General features: G+C 71.1%; 12 protein-coding genes. 9 read left to right on the top strand and 3 right to left on the bottom strand.

The genetic code is table 11. The features are described 5' to 3' along the window. Window positions 1-459 precede the first annotated feature (459 nt). The 5 genes from JIAGA_RS0125525 to JIAGA_RS32405 all read left to right on the top strand — a co-directional run bounded on the left by JIAGA_RS0125525 (window position 460) and on the right by JIAGA_RS32405 (window position 6,929). Complete coding sequence (locus JIAGA_RS0125525; protein WP_035812972.1) at window positions 460-2,298, top strand: NHL domain-containing thioredoxin family protein; 1,839 nt, start codon at window positions 460-462, stop codon at window positions 2,296-2,298. Between the two features lie 58 nt (window positions 2,299-2,356). Beyond that, window positions 2,357-3,001, top strand: coding sequence for a TetR/AcrR family transcriptional regulator (locus tag JIAGA_RS0125520; RefSeq protein ID WP_026877844.1), 645 nt, complete (start codon window positions 2,357-2,359; stop codon window positions 2,999-3,001). Further along, a complete protein-coding gene (locus tag JIAGA_RS0125515; protein WP_026877843.1) occupies window positions 2,994-3,488 on the top strand; it encodes a PH domain-containing protein in 495 nt (164 codons plus the stop codon). Before JIAGA_RS0125520 ends, JIAGA_RS0125515 begins: the two co-directional genes overlap by 8 nt. Beyond that, window positions 3,485-5,149, top strand: coding sequence for a PH domain-containing protein (locus JIAGA_RS0125510; protein ID WP_026877842.1), 1,665 nt, complete (start codon window positions 3,485-3,487; stop codon window positions 5,147-5,149). Before JIAGA_RS0125515 ends, JIAGA_RS0125510 begins: the two co-directional genes overlap by 4 nt. Before the next feature lie 241 nt (window positions 5,150-5,390). After that, window positions 5,391-6,929, top strand: coding sequence for a DEAD/DEAH box helicase (locus JIAGA_RS32405; protein ID WP_084470120.1), 1,539 nt, complete (start codon window positions 5,391-5,393; stop codon window positions 6,927-6,929). Between the two features lie 145 nt (window positions 6,930-7,074). Here the strand turns inward: JIAGA_RS32405 and JIAGA_RS0125500 are convergent, their stop codons facing one another. Then, window positions 7,075-7,767 (bottom strand): GntR family transcriptional regulator, encoded by a 693-nt coding sequence (locus tag JIAGA_RS0125500; protein ID WP_169738937.1) that lies wholly within the window; start codon window positions 7,765-7,767, stop codon window positions 7,075-7,077. 263 nt (window positions 7,768-8,030) lie between these two features. Between JIAGA_RS0125500 and JIAGA_RS0125495 the strand changes: the two genes are divergently transcribed. The 3 genes from JIAGA_RS0125495 to JIAGA_RS32400 all read left to right on the top strand — a co-directional run bounded on the left by JIAGA_RS0125495 (window position 8,031) and on the right by JIAGA_RS32400 (window position 12,243). Next, entirely contained in the window at window positions 8,031-9,494 is a 1,464-nt protein-coding gene (locus JIAGA_RS0125495; RefSeq protein ID WP_051426510.1) for an FAD-binding oxidoreductase, read from the top strand. 209 nt (window positions 9,495-9,703) lie between these two features. Further along, window positions 9,704-10,825 (top strand): FAD-binding oxidoreductase, encoded by a 1,122-nt coding sequence (locus tag JIAGA_RS0125490; protein ID WP_211239850.1) that lies wholly within the window; start codon window positions 9,704-9,706, stop codon window positions 10,823-10,825. Between the two features lie 110 nt (window positions 10,826-10,935). Continuing rightward, a complete protein-coding gene (locus JIAGA_RS32400) occupies window positions 10,936-12,243 on the top strand; it encodes a (Fe-S)-binding protein (RefSeq protein ID WP_035812969.1) in 1,308 nt (435 codons plus the stop codon). 5 nt (window positions 12,244-12,248) lie between these two features. On the opposite strand, the gene JIAGA_RS0125480 is transcribed toward JIAGA_RS32400, so the two are convergent. Then, window positions 12,249-13,052, bottom strand: a complete 804-nt coding sequence (locus JIAGA_RS0125480) for an IclR family transcriptional regulator (protein ID WP_026877838.1) — start codon at window positions 13,050-13,052, stop codon at window positions 12,249-12,251. 44 nt (window positions 13,053-13,096) lie between these two features. On the opposite strand from JIAGA_RS0125480, the gene JIAGA_RS0125475 reads away from it, so the two are divergent. Then, window positions 13,097-14,494 carry an NAD-dependent malic enzyme gene (locus tag JIAGA_RS0125475; protein ID WP_026877837.1) on the top strand — a complete coding sequence of 466 codons (1,398 nt, stop codon included), beginning with the start codon at window positions 13,097-13,099 and terminating at the stop codon, window positions 14,492-14,494. Here the strand turns inward: JIAGA_RS0125475 and aceB are convergent. Beyond that, window positions 14,476-16,071: a malate synthase A gene (gene aceB, locus JIAGA_RS0125470; protein WP_026877836.1), complete on the bottom strand. Its 1,596-nt coding sequence runs from the start codon at window positions 16,069-16,071 to the stop codon at window positions 14,476-14,478. The two genes, JIAGA_RS0125475 and aceB, sit on opposite strands and share 19 nt — an antisense overlap. Window positions 16,072-16,160 lie beyond the last annotated feature (89 nt).

The raw sequence follows: 16,160 nt of genomic DNA, 5'->3' as shown, positions 1-16,160 counted from the left end.
GGTGTGCCGGCTGAGGTGTTCCAACCTCTCCAGCGTGGTGCGTCCTCGCCTGTCGCTGTGGTTCACGAGATCCCTTCCCTCGCGGTGGCACCAGGTGAACCGCGTCAACAGCCCGCCCGGCAGCCCGTCTCCGTACTACGTCGGGCGGATTCCCGATGTAGTAAGCCTGTCCGGATGACATTCAGCCAAGTTCCACGTCAACGGCTACATTGGACGTAGCCGGAGGAGGTGCGTCAACACCGTTGATCCCGGTCAGGCCCTCGGTGCGTGGCATGCTGTGGTTCCGCGCCGAGGGCCTCTTCATGTGTTCCGCGCGGCGCGGCGCCTTGGAAGCGGTCGGAGAAGGCGCTCCCACGTCGATGATCCCGGCTCTTGACGTTCAGTGCACACGGTCCACAGAGTGTCGCGTCCCGGCCCGGGCCTCGGGTCGGGGTGTACGTCGGGGACACTTGAACTGTGATGGGACGAGCACGCGTCCGCGCTCCCGAACTGGTGGGCCGTGGCGGATGGATCAATACGGGTGGCGAGAGCCTCAGCCTCGCGGATCTGCGGGGTCGGTGGACTCTGATCGACTTCTGGACGTTCTGCTGCATCAACTGTTTGCACGTCCTGGACGAGCTGCGGCCGCTGGAGGACGAGTACGGCGACGTGCTCACCGTGGTGGGGGTGCACTCGCCGAAGTTCGTGCACGAGGCCGATCATGACGCCGTCGTGGCGGCGGTCGAGCGGTACGGCGTGCACCACCCGGTGCTCGACGACCCCAACCTCACCACCTGGCAGAACTACGCCGTCCGGGCCTGGCCGACGCTGACGCTCGTCGACCCGGAGGGGTACGTCGTCGCGCAGTTCTCCGGCGAGGGGCACGCCCACGCGCTGAAGGCCATCCTCGACGAGCTGACACCGCAGCACGAGGCGAAGGGCACGCTACGCCGGGGCGACTCCCCGTACGTGCCGCCGGAGCCGGAGCCCACCGTCCTGCGCTTCCCGGGCAAGGTCGTCGCGCTGCCCGGCGGGACGTTCCTGGTGAGCGACACCGGCAACCACAGCCTGGTCGAGCTTGCCGACGACCTCGAGACGGTGGTGCGGCGCATCGGCACCGGCGAGCGGGGCCTCGCCGACGGAGGCCCGGACGCGGCACGGTTCAACGAGCCGCAGGGCCTGACACTGCTGCCGCCCGAACTGCACGCCCGGGCCGGCTACGAGGTGCTGGTCGCCGACACCGTCAACCACGTGCTGCGAGGCGTTCGGCTGGCGGACGGCCAGGTCACGACGGTCGCCGGCACCGGTACCGCGTGGATGCAGGGCGACCCGAACGGCGACGACATCAGCGGCGACCCGCGTGCGGTCCCCATGTCGTCGCCGTGGGACGTGGTGTGGTCGCCCGCGGCCATGACGGTGGTGGTCGCGATGGCCGGCATCCACCAGTTGTGGGCGTTCGATCCGGTGGAGCCGTCCGTCCGGCTGCTGGCCGGGACCACGAACGAAGGGCTGGTCGACGGCAAGCTGCGCGACGCCTGGTTCGCCCAGACGTCGGGGCTCGCCGTCGGTCCCGACGGCCGGCTCTGGCTGGCCGACTCCGAGACGTCGTCCCTGCGGGCCGTCACGTTCCAGGACTCGTCCACGGGGACGGTCGAGACGGCCGTCGGCTCGGGCCTGTTCGACTTCGGCTTCCGGGACGGCCCGGCCGCACAGGCGCTGCTGCAGCATCCGCTCGGAGTGACGGCGCTGCCGGACGGTTCGGTCGCCGTCAGCGACACCTACAACAACGCCGTCCGCCGCTACGACCCCGCCACCGGCGAGGTGACGACGCTGGTCACCGGCGTCCGCGAGCCGAGCGGCGCGGTGGTCGACGGCGACCATCTGGTGGTGGTCGAGTCCGCCGCGCATCGGCTCACGCGGGTGCCGCTCGGATCGGCGGCGACGGCGTCCGGTTCGGCGCACCAGACCCGGCGGCCCGTGCTGGACGTGGCCCCCGGCGACGTCGAACTGGCGGTCGTCTTCGACCCGCCGCCCGGCCAGAAGCTCGACGAGCGGTACGGCCCGGCCACCCGGCTCGTCGTGTCGGCCACACCCGGAGCGGTACTGGCGGACGGTGGCGGCCGCGACAGCGCCCTGACCCGCCGGCTGCGCATCGACGCAGCCGACGGCGCCGGCGTGCTGCACGTCGCCGCGATGGCCGCTTCCTGCGACGACGGCGGTGAGAACGCCGCGTGCCATATCCATCAGCAGGACTGGGGCATCCCGGTGCGCGTCGTCGAGGGTGGCACCAGCCGCATCGAGCTCGTGCTGTCCGGCTGACCAAGACATAGCGCAACCACCGCAGCGTCTCCCTGATTGTGACGCTAGAATTTTGGTCATGCGACCAAGAAATGAAGCGTCCGACCAAAGAGGTCGGTCCTTCATCGAGGCCGCGCGGCGCGACCAGATTGTCCAGGCGGCCATCGACACGTTGGTCGACGCGGGCTACGGGAAGGCGTCGTTCACAAGCATCGCGCGGCAGGCGGGTATCAGCGCGGGGCTCATCTCGTACCACTTCGAGAACAAGCGCGAGCTCTTCCAGCAGGTCGTCTCGGACGTCAACGCCGCTATGGAGGCCTGGCTGACCGAGCGGACCCAGGACGCCCGGAACTATCGCGAGGCACTGCGGCAGCTGATCGAGGGCTTCGTGCACTTCTGCGACAGCCATCGCCGCGAGGTCCTCGCTCTCGGTCAGGTGCTGGCCGGTGCGGGTGGCCAGGAGAATCGCGACCTCGCCGTCGAGCAACGGTCGGTCTCCGTCGGCCAGTTCGAGCAGATGCTGCTCGAGGGGCAGCAGCACGGCGAGTTCCGAGGGTTCTCTCCGCGGCTGATGGCCGTCACGCTGATGGCGGCGCTCGAGGCCGTCCCGGCAGAGCTGTTCGCCCGCCCCGGAACCGACGTCGACCACTACGCGAAGGAGTTGGCCATGACGTTCGACCTGGCGGTACGCCGCCCCCGGCTGGGCCGGGTATCCCGTGGCTGAGCAGATCGCGCTGCGGCTGCCCGAGCATCGCGTCGAGCGCAAGGCCATCCTGGGCTGGGCGTTGCAGTCCGCCGCCGGGTTCGCCGTGCTGATCGGCGGCTTGACCGTCGCCTATGTACTGGCCGACGCAGCCCGGCCCTGGCTCGGGCCGCCGTTGGTGGCCGCCATCGTGTGGGCCGTGCTGCAAATCCCTGGCATGCCACTGTGGCGGTACGCGGTGCACCGGTGGGAGGTCACCGACGAGGCCGTCTACGCCGTCACCGGCTGGATCGTGCGTGAGTGGCGGGTCGTGCCCATCTCGCGCATCCAGACCGTGGACACTATCCGCGGCCCCATCCAGCAACTGCTCGGGCTCTCCACCCTGGTGGTCACGACGGCGTCGTCGCGCGGCGCGGTCAAGATCCCCGGCCTCGCCTCGGGGACTGCCAGCCGGGTCGCCGAGGAGCTCAGCCGCATCACCCAGCGCACCCCCGGCGACGCGACATGAGCGAGCCGGACGTCGTCGTGGACGATCAGCCGCCGGACGATCACTCCGACCTGCCGTGGCAGCGGCTGGACACCAGGGTGGTGTGGGTCGACCTCGCCAAGACGGTGGTGTCGCTCGTCCCGGCCGGCATCGCCGTCGGGCTGTTCGACGCCGAACTCAACCGGGCCACCCTGATCCCGATGCTCATCGTCGGCGGCCTGGGCGTGATCGGTGGCGTGTCCGACCTGCTGCGGTGGATCAAGACCCGCTACCGCATCACCGACCAGTACGTGGAGCGGCGTACCGGCCTGCTGGTGCGTAAACACCGCTCCATCCGCCGCGACCGCATCCGCAGCGTCGACACGTCGGCCAAGTTCCGGCACCGGCTCACGGGCCTGCGGATCGTCACCGTCGGCGCCGGTCAGCAGTACGCGGCCGGTGAGGCGGCGCTGGTGCTCGACGCCGTACGGGCGGACGTCGCCGAGCGGCTGCGCTCCGACCTGTTGCGGCGGTCGCGGATGCCCGGGGTCGCGGCCGCCACTCAGCGCGTCGACAGCACCGCAGTCGCCGGGACCGCTACCGGGGCCGACCTCGCCACCGGCGAGAGCACCGAGCCGGTCGACGAAGGCCGGGTGCTGGCTCGCCTGCAGCCATCGTGGGTGCTCTATAACATGTTCACCATCTGGGCCTACTTCCTGGCCGCGGGCGTGCTGTGGGGCGGCTACTGGCTGGCGCGGATGTTCGGTCTCGACCCGGCCGGCGTCGTGCGTGGTCTGGCCGACTGGGACGCCATCGGCACCACGTGGACGGTCGTGGTGGCGCTCCTCGCTGTGGGCGCCTTCGGCGTCGTCGGCCTGGCCGCCAACTTCTTCAGCGAGAACTGGAGGTTCACCCTGTCCCGGGTCCGGACCGAAGGCGGCTCCCTGCTGCGCACCAGCCAGGGGCTGTTCAAGACCCGGGAGGTCAACCGCGACGACGATCGCCTGCGCGGCGCGCAGATCGCCGAACCGCTGCTGTGGCGTTGGATGGGCATGTCCGACACCAGCGTCATCTCGACCGGCCTCACCATCTGGAGCATGACGCCGTCGGCCACCATCCTGCCGCGCGGACCGGTTTCGGTGGCCCGTCGCGTGGTGGCCGAGGTCCTCGACACCGACACCAGTCCGCTGGATGCCCCACTGCGACGGCACCCTCGGCGCGCGCTGCGGCGCCGGGTGAGCTGGGCGCTGATGACGGTGGTCGCGGTGACCGGTCTGCTCGCCTGGTTGGGCACACTCGTCGACGCGCTGCCGAACCGGCTGTGGCTGGCCGGCCCGGCGCTCCTGCCGGTCGCCCTGGGACTGGCCGTCGTGGCGTTCCGATCGCTCGGGCATACCGTCGTCGACGGCTACTTCGTCACCCGGTCCGGTGCGTTGAGCCGCACTACCGCTGCGCTGCAGAGCCGCGCCGCGGTCGGTGTGACGTTCCGGCAGTCGCTGCTGCAGCGGCGGCTGCGGCTGGCCACCGTCGAGACCCCGACCGCAGCCGGTGTGGGTGCGTACACAGCATTGGACGTGGAGTCCGCCGACGCGGTGGAGCTCGCTGATCGCGCGGTACCGGGGCTGTTGACGCCGTTCCTCGCCCCGGGTTCGTCCGGTGATCGACGGGCCGGTGCCACCCGCCCCGAGATACCAGCGCCCTGACGATCACAGGAGTCGGGTGACGAGGGTCTCCGCGCCCCAGTTGTGCTCCACGGCCCGCGGCCGGGTAGACTGATGATCAAGCCAAGGCCTCGTGATCGTAGCGAGGCCTCATCTGTGCCCGAATTCTGTGACGGTGGAGCGTCGAGGGAAAGTCGGGTACCCGCGCCCCCGACGGCTCACCGTGTTTCCGCACCGTGCGGAAGTACTGGGGTGCGCTCGCGCTCGACAGAATCGGAGCACCATGACGTACACCCCTGCCAGCGGGACTGCTGGTACCCAGGACCGTGCCGAGCGCAGCTACCGCCGTGACGGTGGGTCCAACCGGCGCGAGGGCTACAGCCGCGACGGCGGTGCCGCTCGCTCCGGCCGCGACGGAGGCCGGCCGTACGGGCGCCGTCCGTTCCGCGGCAACGACCGCCGAGGCGGCGGTCAGCACCGCGACCGCCGCGCGTTCGACCCGGCCCGTCGCGCCGCCATCGAGGCGTTCGACCCGGCCGGCTCGGTCTTCGCCGGGTACGGCGTGCCCGACCGCGTCGTCAAGATCCTCGGCGTCGACGGCATCGTCGAGCCCACCCCCGTCCAGGCGGCGGTCGTGCCGGACGCCATCGCCGGCCGCGACGTGCTGGGGCGGGCCCGCACCGGATCGGGCAAGACGCTCGCGTTCGGGCTGCCCATCCTGGCCCGCCTCGAGGGCGAGCGCAGCCAGCCCAACCACCCGCGGGCACTCATCATCGTGCCGACGCGCGAACTGGCCGGCCAGGTCACCGAGGCGCTGGAGCCGCTGGCCGAGGCCCTGCGGCTGCGGATGGTCACCGTCTACGGTGGCGCACCGTACGACCGCCAGATCCGCCGGCTCGACCGCGGCGCCGACGTCGTCGTCGCCACGCCGGGACGGCTCGGCGACCTGGTCGAGAAGGGCTCCTGCAAACTCGACGCTGTCGAGGTCGTCGCTCTCGACGAGGCCGACCACCTGTGTGACCTCGGCTTCTTCCCGGTGGTCGACGAGCTGCTCAGCCAGACCCCGACCGGCGGGCAGCGGCTGCTGCTCTCGGCCACGCTCGACGGCGACGTCGACCGGCTGGTCCGGCGGCACCTGAACCAGCCGGCCAAGCACGAGATCGACCCCGACGCGGGTTCGGTCACCACCATGGACCACCACGTGCTGGTGGTCGGCCCGCACAACAAGCTCGACATCACCACCGAGCTGCTGCGCGCCAACCCGCGCAGCATCGTGTTCACCCGCACCAAGGGTGCGGCGACCCGGCTGGCCGAGGACCTCGAGCACGCCGGCGTCCCCGCGGTCGACCTTCACGGCGACCTCTCCCAGCGGGTCCGCGAGCGCAACCTCGACCGGTTCCGCAACGGGCGCGCCAAGGTGGTCGTCGCCACCGACGTCGCCGCCCGCGGCATCCACGTCGACGGCGTCGGCATGGTCGTGCACTTCGACCCGGCCGGTGAGTCCAAGTCCTACCTGCACCGTTCCGGCCGCACCGCGCGCGCCGGCGCGTCCGGCGCGGTCGTCACGGTGGCCACCCCGGGACAGGCTCGCGGACTGGGTGACCTGTTCCGCCGGGCCGGTGTGACGGCGAAGAACGTCGACGCCCGCTTGGTCGACGGCCCGATCACCCCCGATGCGCTGTCCGAGGCGCCGGCCATGGTGCAGCGCGAGCAGCCGCGGACCGGCGGCGGCCGGGGCGCCGGCGGCGGCCGGGACCGCTCGGGCTTCAAGGGTCGCCGTCGTGACGGCGGCCGCCCGTACCGCAGCCGCGGGCGCGACTGATCCACCGGGGGACGGCCGGTGCCCAACGCCGTCCGTCCCCTCTTCAAATGATCACGTTACGTTGGGGTACTCCTCCTTCACCAGGCAAGCATTCCTGGTGAAGCGGGTGCACCCATGGCGGACGTGATCATTTTTGTCTCGCACGTTAGGGGGACGGCGTCAGGTGTTCGTTGCGCACGTCGCGGCGGCTGGCGGTGACGTGTTCACGGGCCAGGTGGCCGGCGGCCGTGGAGTCGCGCCGGCGGACCGCGTCGACCAGCGCCTCGTGCTGTTCCCGTGACGAAACCTGTCGCTCGGGCCGGACGGTGGAGAAGTAGAAGCGGGCCCGCATGCTGAGCGTGCGGACGAAACCGGCGATGAGGTTGTTCTGCGAGCAGTCGGCCAGCGCGCTGTGGAACTCGGCGTTGATGCGGGCCAGCTCGACCGGGTCGGTGGAGCGGCGTTGCCGGTCCAGGATGTCGTCGAGGATGGCCAGTTGTTCGCCGGTGCGCCGCTCGGCGGCCAGGGCGGCGGCCTGGGACTCCAGGAAGGTCCGGCTCTCGAACAGGTCGGCCAGTTCCTGCTCGCTACGGCCGCGGACGAACGCGCCCTGGTGCGGCCGGAACTCGATCCAGCCGTCGACGCCGAGGGCGCGCAGCGCCTCGCGGACCGGGATGTGGCTGATGCCCAGCTGCTTGGCCAGAGCGTCGGCATTGAGGTGCGCGCCGGGCAGGAGCACCCCTCGCAGGATGGCCTCCTCCAGGAGATCGCGCACATGCGGGGCGGTGCGGCCGGCGCGCTGCACGCGGTTCAGCGGTGCGAGCCCGGCGATGCCGACGGGGACGGCGCCCGTTGCCACGATGCACTCCCTCCGCGAGATCACCGGAATCCTATCTGATCGGGCCGATGCCGCGGCCGACCAGACGCGAGTGAATACCCAGGAGAAGGCGGGCTGCTGCGGCTTTACGGCGACGACATGAGCCGGTAACAGCATGGTGATCCTATAGGTTTTTGGCGGCGTGACTCCGCCGCTGCCGAAACAGTGCGGGGCGACTGTTGACCGTCGCATGAGCCGGTCCTAGGCTATCCGTATGGTGAGGGTTTGTATTCCGGAATGCGGAAATGACTAGCCACGCCATCGACACCGGCTGGCTCGCCGAGCTGCTCGCCACGCTCGGCCCGGACAACGTCATCACGGACCCAGCGCGGCTGCGCACGTACGAGTGCGACGGCCTCACCGGGTATCGGGTGGTGCCGGCCGCCGTCGCGCTGCCCAGGTCCACGGCCGAGGTCGCCGCGGCCGTGCGGGTGTGCGCCGGACACGGCATCCCGTTCGTCGCGCGGGGTGCCGGCACCGGGCTGTCCGGTGGTGCCCTCCCCGTCGCCGACGGCATCGTCATCTCGCTGCAACGGTTACGGCGCATCATCGAGGTCGACCCGGTGAACCTGTGCGCGGTCGTCGAGCCGGGGGTCACCAACCTCGACATCAGCCGGGCGGCGGCGCCGTACGGTCTGTACTACGCGCCCAACCCGTCGAGCCAGCAGGTGTGCACCATCGGCGGCAACGTGGCGGAGAACTCCGGCGGTGCGCACTGTCTGAAGTACGGCTTCACCGTCAACCACGTGCTGGAGGCCGAGGTGGTGCTGGCCGATGGCACGGTCACCACGCTCGGTGGCCCGGCGCAGTACCAGCCCGGCTTCGACCTGCTGGGCGCGTTCATCGGGTCCGAGGGCACGCTCGGCATCGTCACCCGGATCACGGTGCGGTTGCTGGCCAAGCCGGCGCATGTTGAGACCATGGTCGCCGACTTCGCGACGGTGGCCGGCGCCGGTGACGCGGTGACGGCCATCGTGGCCGCCGGCATCGTCCCGGCCGCGATCGAGATGCTCGACAACCTCGCGATCCAGGCGGTCGGCGCATCCACCCACAGCGTGTACACCGCCGACACCGCCGCCGCGCTCGTCGTCGAGCTGGACGGGCCGCCGGACGACGTCGCCGAGCAGTTCGACCATGTGCAGCGGATCTGCCGGGCCCAAGGCAGCACGAAGATCATGGTGGCTGCCGACCCGGCCGAGCGGGCGCTCATCTGGCAGGGACGCAAGGCCGCGTTCGCCGCCGTCGGGCGCATCAGCTCGAACTATTTCGTCCAGGACGGCGTGGTGCCGCGCGGCCGGCTGGCCGAGGTACTGGACCGGATCGGCGCGATGGCCGACACCGCCGGGCTGCGGGTCGCGAACGTCTTCCACGCCGGCGACGGCAACCTGCATCCGCTGGTCCTGTACTGCGAGGCCGACGGCGAGCACGACCGTGCCGAGCGGCTGTCGAGTGAGATCGCGGAGCTGTGCGTGGAGCTGGGCGGGTCGCTGTCCGGGGAGCACGGCATCGGCACAGACAAGGCCTGCTCCATGCCGCGGATGTTCGGCGAGGACGATCTGGCGACGATGCTGCGGCTGCGGGCCGCGTTCGACCCGGACGGCCTGTGCAACCCCGGCAAGGTGTTCCCGACTCCGCGGCTGTGCGGTGAGCGTCCGGGTCCCTATCGGCCGCATCCGCTGGAGGCCGCCGGCGTGATCGAGCGGCTATGAGCGGCGAAGCGACGAGTGAGCGCCGTGGTCGGCGTAGCGAGGAACGAGCGCAGCCGCCCGCGGAGGGAACGAGGACCGGAGCGCGATCAGGGACGATGAGCGGCGAAGCGACGAGTGAGCGCCGTGGTCGGCGTAGCGAGGAACGAGCGCAGCCGCCCGCGGAGGGAACGAGGACCGGAGCGCGACCATGGACGATGAGCGGCGAAGCGGTGACGTATCGGCCAGCCGATCTGGCTGAGTTGCGTGAGGCGATGGTCCAGAGCGCCGCCGTGGGGCAGCTGCTTGCCGTCTCCGGGGCCGGCACCGCCTCGCAGTGGGGTGGCCGGCCCGAGCACGATGCCGTCCTCGACACCACGGCGATGTCCGAGCTGATCAGCTACAACCCGACCGACATGACGGTGGCCGTGCAGGCCGGGATGCGGCTGTCGCGACTGCAGGAGGTGCTGGCCGAGCACCGCCAGTGGGTCGCGCTCGATCCGGCCCGCGGCGCCACCATCGGCGGCATCGTGGCGACCGCCGACGCCGGACCGTCGCGGCATCAGTACGGCGGGTCCCGCGACAGTGTCATCGGCATGACCCTCGTGCTGGCCGACGGCACCGTCGCCCGCTCCGGCGGCCATGTCATCAAGAACGTGGCCGGCTACGACCTGGGCAAGTTGCTGCATGGCTCCCTCGGCACTCTCGCGGTTGTGGCCGAGGTGGTGTTGCGGGTGCACCCGCGGCCGGCTGCGACGGCCACGCTCGCGGTCCCGTGCGACGCGGCCGCGGCGTTCGACCTCGGCGGCCAGCTGATCACGACGGCGCTGGAGCCGGCCGCCGTCGAATGGTGTGACGGAACCCTGCTGGCCCGGTTCGACGGGACGGCGCGCGGGGTCGCTGACCGCCTCGCCCGGGCGCGTGAGCTGGCCGGTCCGGCGGCGACGGAAGGCACGCCGGAGCAGTGGCGCGGCGTCGACCGGATCGTTCTCGGCGAGCAGGGCGACACGGTGCTCCGCCTCGGCACGGCGCCGGACCGAACCCCGTCGTTGGCGGCCGACCTGCATCGCTTGGCCGCGACGTACGCCGTGGAAGCCGCCATGACCAGCACCCTGTTCGCCGGCGTCCACACCGTCCGCCTCCGCGGTGGACCCGCCGCCGCACACGCCGCCGTCGTCACCGCCCTCCGGCAGACGTACCCCGCGTCGACCGTGTGCCGCTGGACGCCAGATCTGGAGCACGAGATCACTCCCTGGGGCGACCCGCCCCCGGCGGTCTCTCTCCTCCGAGCGGTGAAGCGTCGCTTCGACCCCGACGATCGCCTGTGCCCCGGGAGGTTCGCGCCATGGTTATGAGAGAGGTGGGTGGCGCCGGATGGCGCCGTCCAGGGTTCGGTCGCATCGGGCGAGGAACGAGCCCGCGGGCGGGGACGGCGCCATCCGGCGCCACCTACCGGGTTCCGCTCATGAACGAGCGGACCTCCTTCGACGCGCACCGGCCACCGCGTCGGGAGCTGCTGGACGACTGCGTTCACTGCGGCTTCTGTCTTCCGTCGTGCCCGACCTACGTCGTGAACGGTGAGGAGATGGACTCGCCCCGGGGGCGGATCTACCTGATGGATCTGGCTGAGCGCGGCGAGATCCCGCTGGATCGGACGATGTCGGCGCACATCGATTCGTGCCTGGGCTGCCTGGCGTGTGTGCCGGCGTGCCCGTCGGGGGTGCGCTATGACCTGCTGATCGAGTCGGTGCGGCCGCAGGTCGAACGCAATGTGCCGCGCACTCGCGCCGAGCGCCTGCTCAGGGGGGCGATCTTCGCGGTGTTCCCGTATCCCGCGCGGATGCGGGTGGCCGCTGGGTTCGGCGTGCTGTACCGGCGGCTCGGCCTGCGCGCGCTGGCACACCGGCTCGGCATCGTACGCCGGCTGCCGGCGTCGTTGCGTGCGGCGGAGGACCTGCTGCCGCCGGTTCGGCTGCGGTCGCTGTTCGCCCGGACGCCGGCGGTGGTGCCGGCCGTGGGTGAGCGGCGAATGCGGGTTGCGCTGCTCGAGGGTTGCGCTCAGCGGGTGCTGTTCGGTGAGGTGAACGCGGCGACGGCGCGGGTGCTGGCGGCAGAGGGCTGCGAGGTGCTCGTGCCGCGGGATCAGGGCTGTTGCGGCGCGCTGAGCTGGCATGCGGGCCGTGAGGAGGAGGCGGCTACCAGGGCCCGCCGGCTCATCGACACGTTCGAGCGGCACGAGGTCGACGCCGTCGTCGTCAACGTAGCCGGTTGCGGTTCGGCGATGAAGGAGTACGGCGAACTGCTGGGTGACGATCCGGCGTACGCCGAGCGGGCGGCCCGGTTCGCCGCGTCGGTGCGCGACGTGACGGAGGTGCTGGTGCAGCTGCCGCCACGAGCACCGCGGCAGCCACTGCGCGCCAGGGTCGCTTACCACGATGCCTGTCACCTGGGTAACGCGCAGGGCGTCCGGCAGCAGCCACGCGACCTGCTCCGGTCGATCCCCGGGGTGGAGGTCACCGACATCCCGGAGGCGTCGATCTGCTGCGGATCGGCCGGCGTCTACAACCTGGTCCAGCCGGATACGGCGGAGGAGCTGGGCCGCCGCAAGGCGGCGGCGATCGAGTCGACGGCGCCGGATGTCGTCGCCACCGCGAACGCCGGCTGCCTGCTCCAGGTGCGCCGGTTCCTCATGCCGGGGGTCGCTCTGGTGCATCCGGTGCAGCTCGTCGATGCGGCGATCCGTGGCCTGCCGCTGGAGCCGGATCGACGATGACGGCGTCACTCCCGCTGCGTCTGCCCGTTCAGCTCGATCGACAGCGCCCGGGCGGCGTCGGTCAGCAGCGGGACCGCCCGGTCGACCAGGGCGTCGGTGACGCGGGTGGCGGGGCCGGAGATGGACAGCCCCAGCCGCGCGGGCGCGTCGGGGACGGCGACGGCGACGCAGCGCACGCCGAGTTCCTGCTCGCCGTCGTCGACGGCGTAGCCGCGCTTCGCGGTGAGCTCGAGTTGCCGGGCCAGCTGGCCGGGGTCGGTGATGGTGTGTTCGGTCTGCCGAGCCATGCCGGTGCGCTGCAGGATCTCCTGCACGGTGCGGTTCGGCAGGGTGGCCAGTACCGCTTTCCCGACGGCGGTGCAGTGCGGGGCGACGCGACGGCCCACCTCCGTGAACATTCGCATGGAGTGGCGCGAGGGAACCTGGGCGACGTATACGATCTGGTCGCCGTCGAGCATCGCGAGGTTGGCCGACTCGCCGAGCTCGTCGACCAGGTGGGTGAGCTGCGGGCGCGCCCACGTGCTGAGCATGGTGGAGGAGCTCTCGCCGAGCCTGATCAGGCGCGGGCCGAGGGCGTATCGTCGCGATGGTTCCTGACGCAGGTAACCGAGGTCGACGAGGGTACGGACGATGCGGTGGATCGTCGGAAGCGGCAGGTTCGACGCCGTGGCGAGCTGGGACAACCCCAGGCTCCCGCCGTGGTCGGCCATGGTCTCCAGCAGGCCGAAGGCACGCTCGACGGACTGCACACTGCCCGAGCGGGGCTTCTGCTCGGAGCGGGAGTCGTCCCCTGGCCGTTCGGCTTCCACATTACAGATACTAACGTCCACGATACAGAAATAGGAGGGCCGAGATGGCCGCCCCGAGCCCCGGCTATGCGATCACCGTCCGGGTCGACGCTCCGTCGTCGTCGACCGCTACCAGTGGCCTCGCCGCTGCCGTCAGTTCCGCCGGTGGTGCGCTCACCGCGCTCGACGTGGTGGAGTCGCACGCCGACCGGATGGTCGTCGACGTCACCTGTGACACCGTCGACCCCGACCACGCCGAGTCGATCACCAAGGCGCTGGCGGACGTCCCCGGCGTCAGCGTGCGCAAGGTCAGCGACCGGACGTTCCTTCTGCACCTCGGCGGGAAGCTCGAGGTCAACCCGAAGGTCCCGCTCAAGCACCGCGACGACCTCTCCCGTGCCTACACACCCGGCGTGGCCCGGGTGTGCCTGGCCATCGCGGAGAACCCGGAGGACGCCCGCCGGCTCACCATCAAGCGCAACACCGTCGCCGTCGTGACCGACGGGTCGGCCGTGCTGGGCCTGGGCAACATCGGCCCGGCCGCCGCGCTGCCGGTCATGGAGGGCAAGGCTGCACTGTTCAAGCAGTTCGCCGGCGTGGACGCGTGGCCGGTCTGCCTGGACACGCAGGACACCGATGAGATCGTTTCGATCGTCAAGGCGCTGGCGCCGGTCTATGGCGGCATCAACCTGGAGGACATCGCGGCGCCGCGGTGCTTCGAGATCGAGGCCCGGCTGCGTGAGCTGCTGGACATCCCGGTGTTCCACGACGACCAGCACGGCACCGCCATCGTGGTACTGGCCGCGCTGTACAACGCACTGCGCGTGGTCGGCAAGCCGCTGGACGGCATCAAGGTGGCGGTCAGCGGCGTCGGCGCGGCCGGGCACGCGATCATCCGGCTGCTGCACGCCCAGGGCGTCACCGACATCGTCGCCTGCGACCGGCGCGGCGCCGTGGGCCCCGACGGCAAGGACCGTGACGAGTTCCGCCGCTGGATCGCCGAGAACACCAACCCGCGCGGCGTCACCGGCTCGCTGAAGGAGGTGCTGGCCGGCACCGACGTGTTCATCGGGGTGTCCGGGCCGAACCTGCTCACCGGTGACGACATCGCCACCATGGCGCCGGACGCCATCGTGTTCGCCCTGGCGAACCCGGACCCGGAGGTGGACCCGATCGCCGCCCGCGAGCACGCCGCCGTCGTCGCCACGGGCCGGTCGGACTTCCCGAACCAGATCAACAACGTGCTGGCGTTCCCCGGCTTCTTCCGCGGCATGCTCGACGCCGGCGCCCACGAGATCACCGACGGGGCGATGCTGGCGGCGGCCCGCGCGATCGCCGACTCCGTCGGCCCGGACGAGGTCAACGCCAGCTACATCGTGCCGTCGGTGTTCGACCCCGAAGTGGCTCCGGCCGTGGCGGCAGCCGTCAAGCAGGCCGCCCAACCTCACGGGAAGAGCTCGTAGGCGGGGAGCGTGAGGAAGTCGATGTAGTCGTCGGCCAGGGCCAGCTCGGTGAAGGTGGCCCTGGCTTCGGCCCAGTGCCCGGCAGCGAACGCCTCGGCGCCCACCTCCTGCTCGATGGCGGCGCACTCCTCGTCGATGACTCGCTGCACCAGATCCCGGGTGACCTGCTGCCCGTCGGCCAGCTTCACGTTCCCGTGCAGCCACTGCCAGACCTGGCTGCGGCTGATCTCGGCGGTGGCGGCGTCCTCCATGAGGTTGTTGATGCCGACGGCGCCGGTGCCGCCCAGCCAGGCGGCCAGGTACTGGATGCCGACGGACACGTTGCTGCGCAGCCCCGCCTCGGTGACCTCGCCCGGGGTGGACGCGACGTCGCGCAGGTCAGCGGCGATGACGCGGACGTCGTCGCGGGTGCGTTCGAGCTGGTTCGGACGCTCGCCGAGCACGGCGGTGAAGGCCTCGCGGCAGACGTCGACCATGCCCGGGTGCGCCACCCACGAGCCGTCGAAGCCGTCGCCTGCCTCGCGCGTCTTGTCGTCGCGGACCTTCGCGAACGCCGCCTCGTTGATCTCCGGGTCGCGGCTCGGGATGAACGCGGCCATGCCGCCGATGGCGTGCGCGCCGCGCTTGTGACAGGTGCGGACCAACAGCTCCGTGTAGGCGCGCATGAACGGCACCGTCATGGTGACGGAGTTGCGATCCGGCAGCACCCAGTTCGATCCGCGGGTGCGGTAGTTCTTGATGACGCTGAACATGTAGTCCCAGCGGCCGGCGTTCAGGCCCGCGGAGTGCTCGCGCAGCTCGTAGAGGATCTCCTCCATCTCGAACGCGGCGGGGAACGTCTCGATCAGGACGGTGGCCCGGATGGTGCCGCGCGGGATGCCCAGGGCGTCCTGCGCGAGGACGAACGCGTCGTTCCACAGCCGCGCCTCGAGGTGGCTCTCCATCTTGGCCAGGTAGAAGTACGGGCCCTGGCCGCGCTCGATCTGCTTGCGCCCGCTGGTGGAGAGGTAGAGCGCGAAGTCGACCAGGCTGCCTGAGGTGGGCTCGCCGTCGACGGTGATGTGCTTCTCCGGCAGGTGCCACCCGCGGGGCCGGACAACGATGGTGGCCAGCGGCTGGTCGGTACGCAGGGCGTAGTGCTTGCCCTCGGGGCTGGTGAACTCGATGGTGCCGTCGATGGCGTCGCTGAGGTTGAGCTGCCCGCCGACGACGTTCTCCCACAGCGGGGTGTTGGCGTCCTCTTGGTCGGCCAGCCACACCTTGGCGCCGGAGTTCAGCGCGTTGATGGTCATCTTGCGGTCGGTGGGGCCGGTGATCTCGACCCGGCGGTCCTCCAGGCCCGGTGCGGGCGGGGCGACGCGCCAGGAGTCGTCGTCGCGGACCTGCTTCGTTTCGGCGAGGAAGTCGAGGTCGGCGCCGGCCGCGATGGCGGCGGCGCGATCGGACCGTCGGCGCAGCAGCTCCACCCGGCGGGGGTTGAGCTCCCGGTGCAGGCGCTCGATGAGGTCGAGCGCCTGCGGCGTCAGCACCTCGTCGAAACGGTCGTGCATGGGCCCGGTGACCTGAAGGCCAGTCATGGTCGCTCCTGACTTCCGTTATGCGGAAACTGGAATCTGCATAACAGAATATTGCCGTGGCGCGACGGGGGTCAACCCGCGACTGATAC

The organism is Jiangella gansuensis DSM 44835 (assembly GCF_000515395.1).
GTDB lineage: Bacteria > Actinomycetota > Actinomycetes > Jiangellales > Jiangellaceae > Jiangella > Jiangella gansuensis.
This window is presented reverse-complemented; position numbering and strand designations above follow the sequence as displayed.

Excerpts from the sequence above, each read along its gene's own strand:
- JIAGA_RS0125525 (WP_035812972.1), top strand. The coding sequence starts at position 460 with ATGGGACGAGCACGCGTCCGCGCTCCCGAACTGGTGGGCCGTGGCGGA.
- JIAGA_RS0125520 (WP_026877844.1), top strand. The coding sequence starts at position 2,357 with ATGCGACCAAGAAATGAAGCGTCCGACCAAAGAGGTCGGTCCTTCATC.
- JIAGA_RS0125510 (WP_026877842.1), top strand. The coding sequence starts at position 3,485 with ATGAGCGAGCCGGACGTCGTCGTGGACGATCAGCCGCCGGACGATCAC.
- JIAGA_RS32405 (WP_084470120.1), top strand. The coding sequence starts at position 5,391 with ATGACGTACACCCCTGCCAGCGGGACTGCTGGTACCCAGGACCGTGCC.
- JIAGA_RS0125495 (WP_051426510.1), top strand. The coding sequence starts at position 8,031 with ATGACTAGCCACGCCATCGACACCGGCTGGCTCGCCGAGCTGCTCGCC.
- JIAGA_RS32400 (WP_035812969.1), top strand. The coding sequence starts at position 10,936 with ATGAACGAGCGGACCTCCTTCGACGCGCACCGGCCACCGCGTCGGGAG.
- JIAGA_RS0125475 (WP_026877837.1), top strand. The coding sequence starts at position 13,097 with ATGGCCGCCCCGAGCCCCGGCTATGCGATCACCGTCCGGGTCGACGCT.
- aceB (WP_026877836.1), bottom strand. The coding sequence starts at position 16,071 with ATGACTGGCCTTCAGGTCACCGGGCCCATGCACGACCGTTTCGACGAG.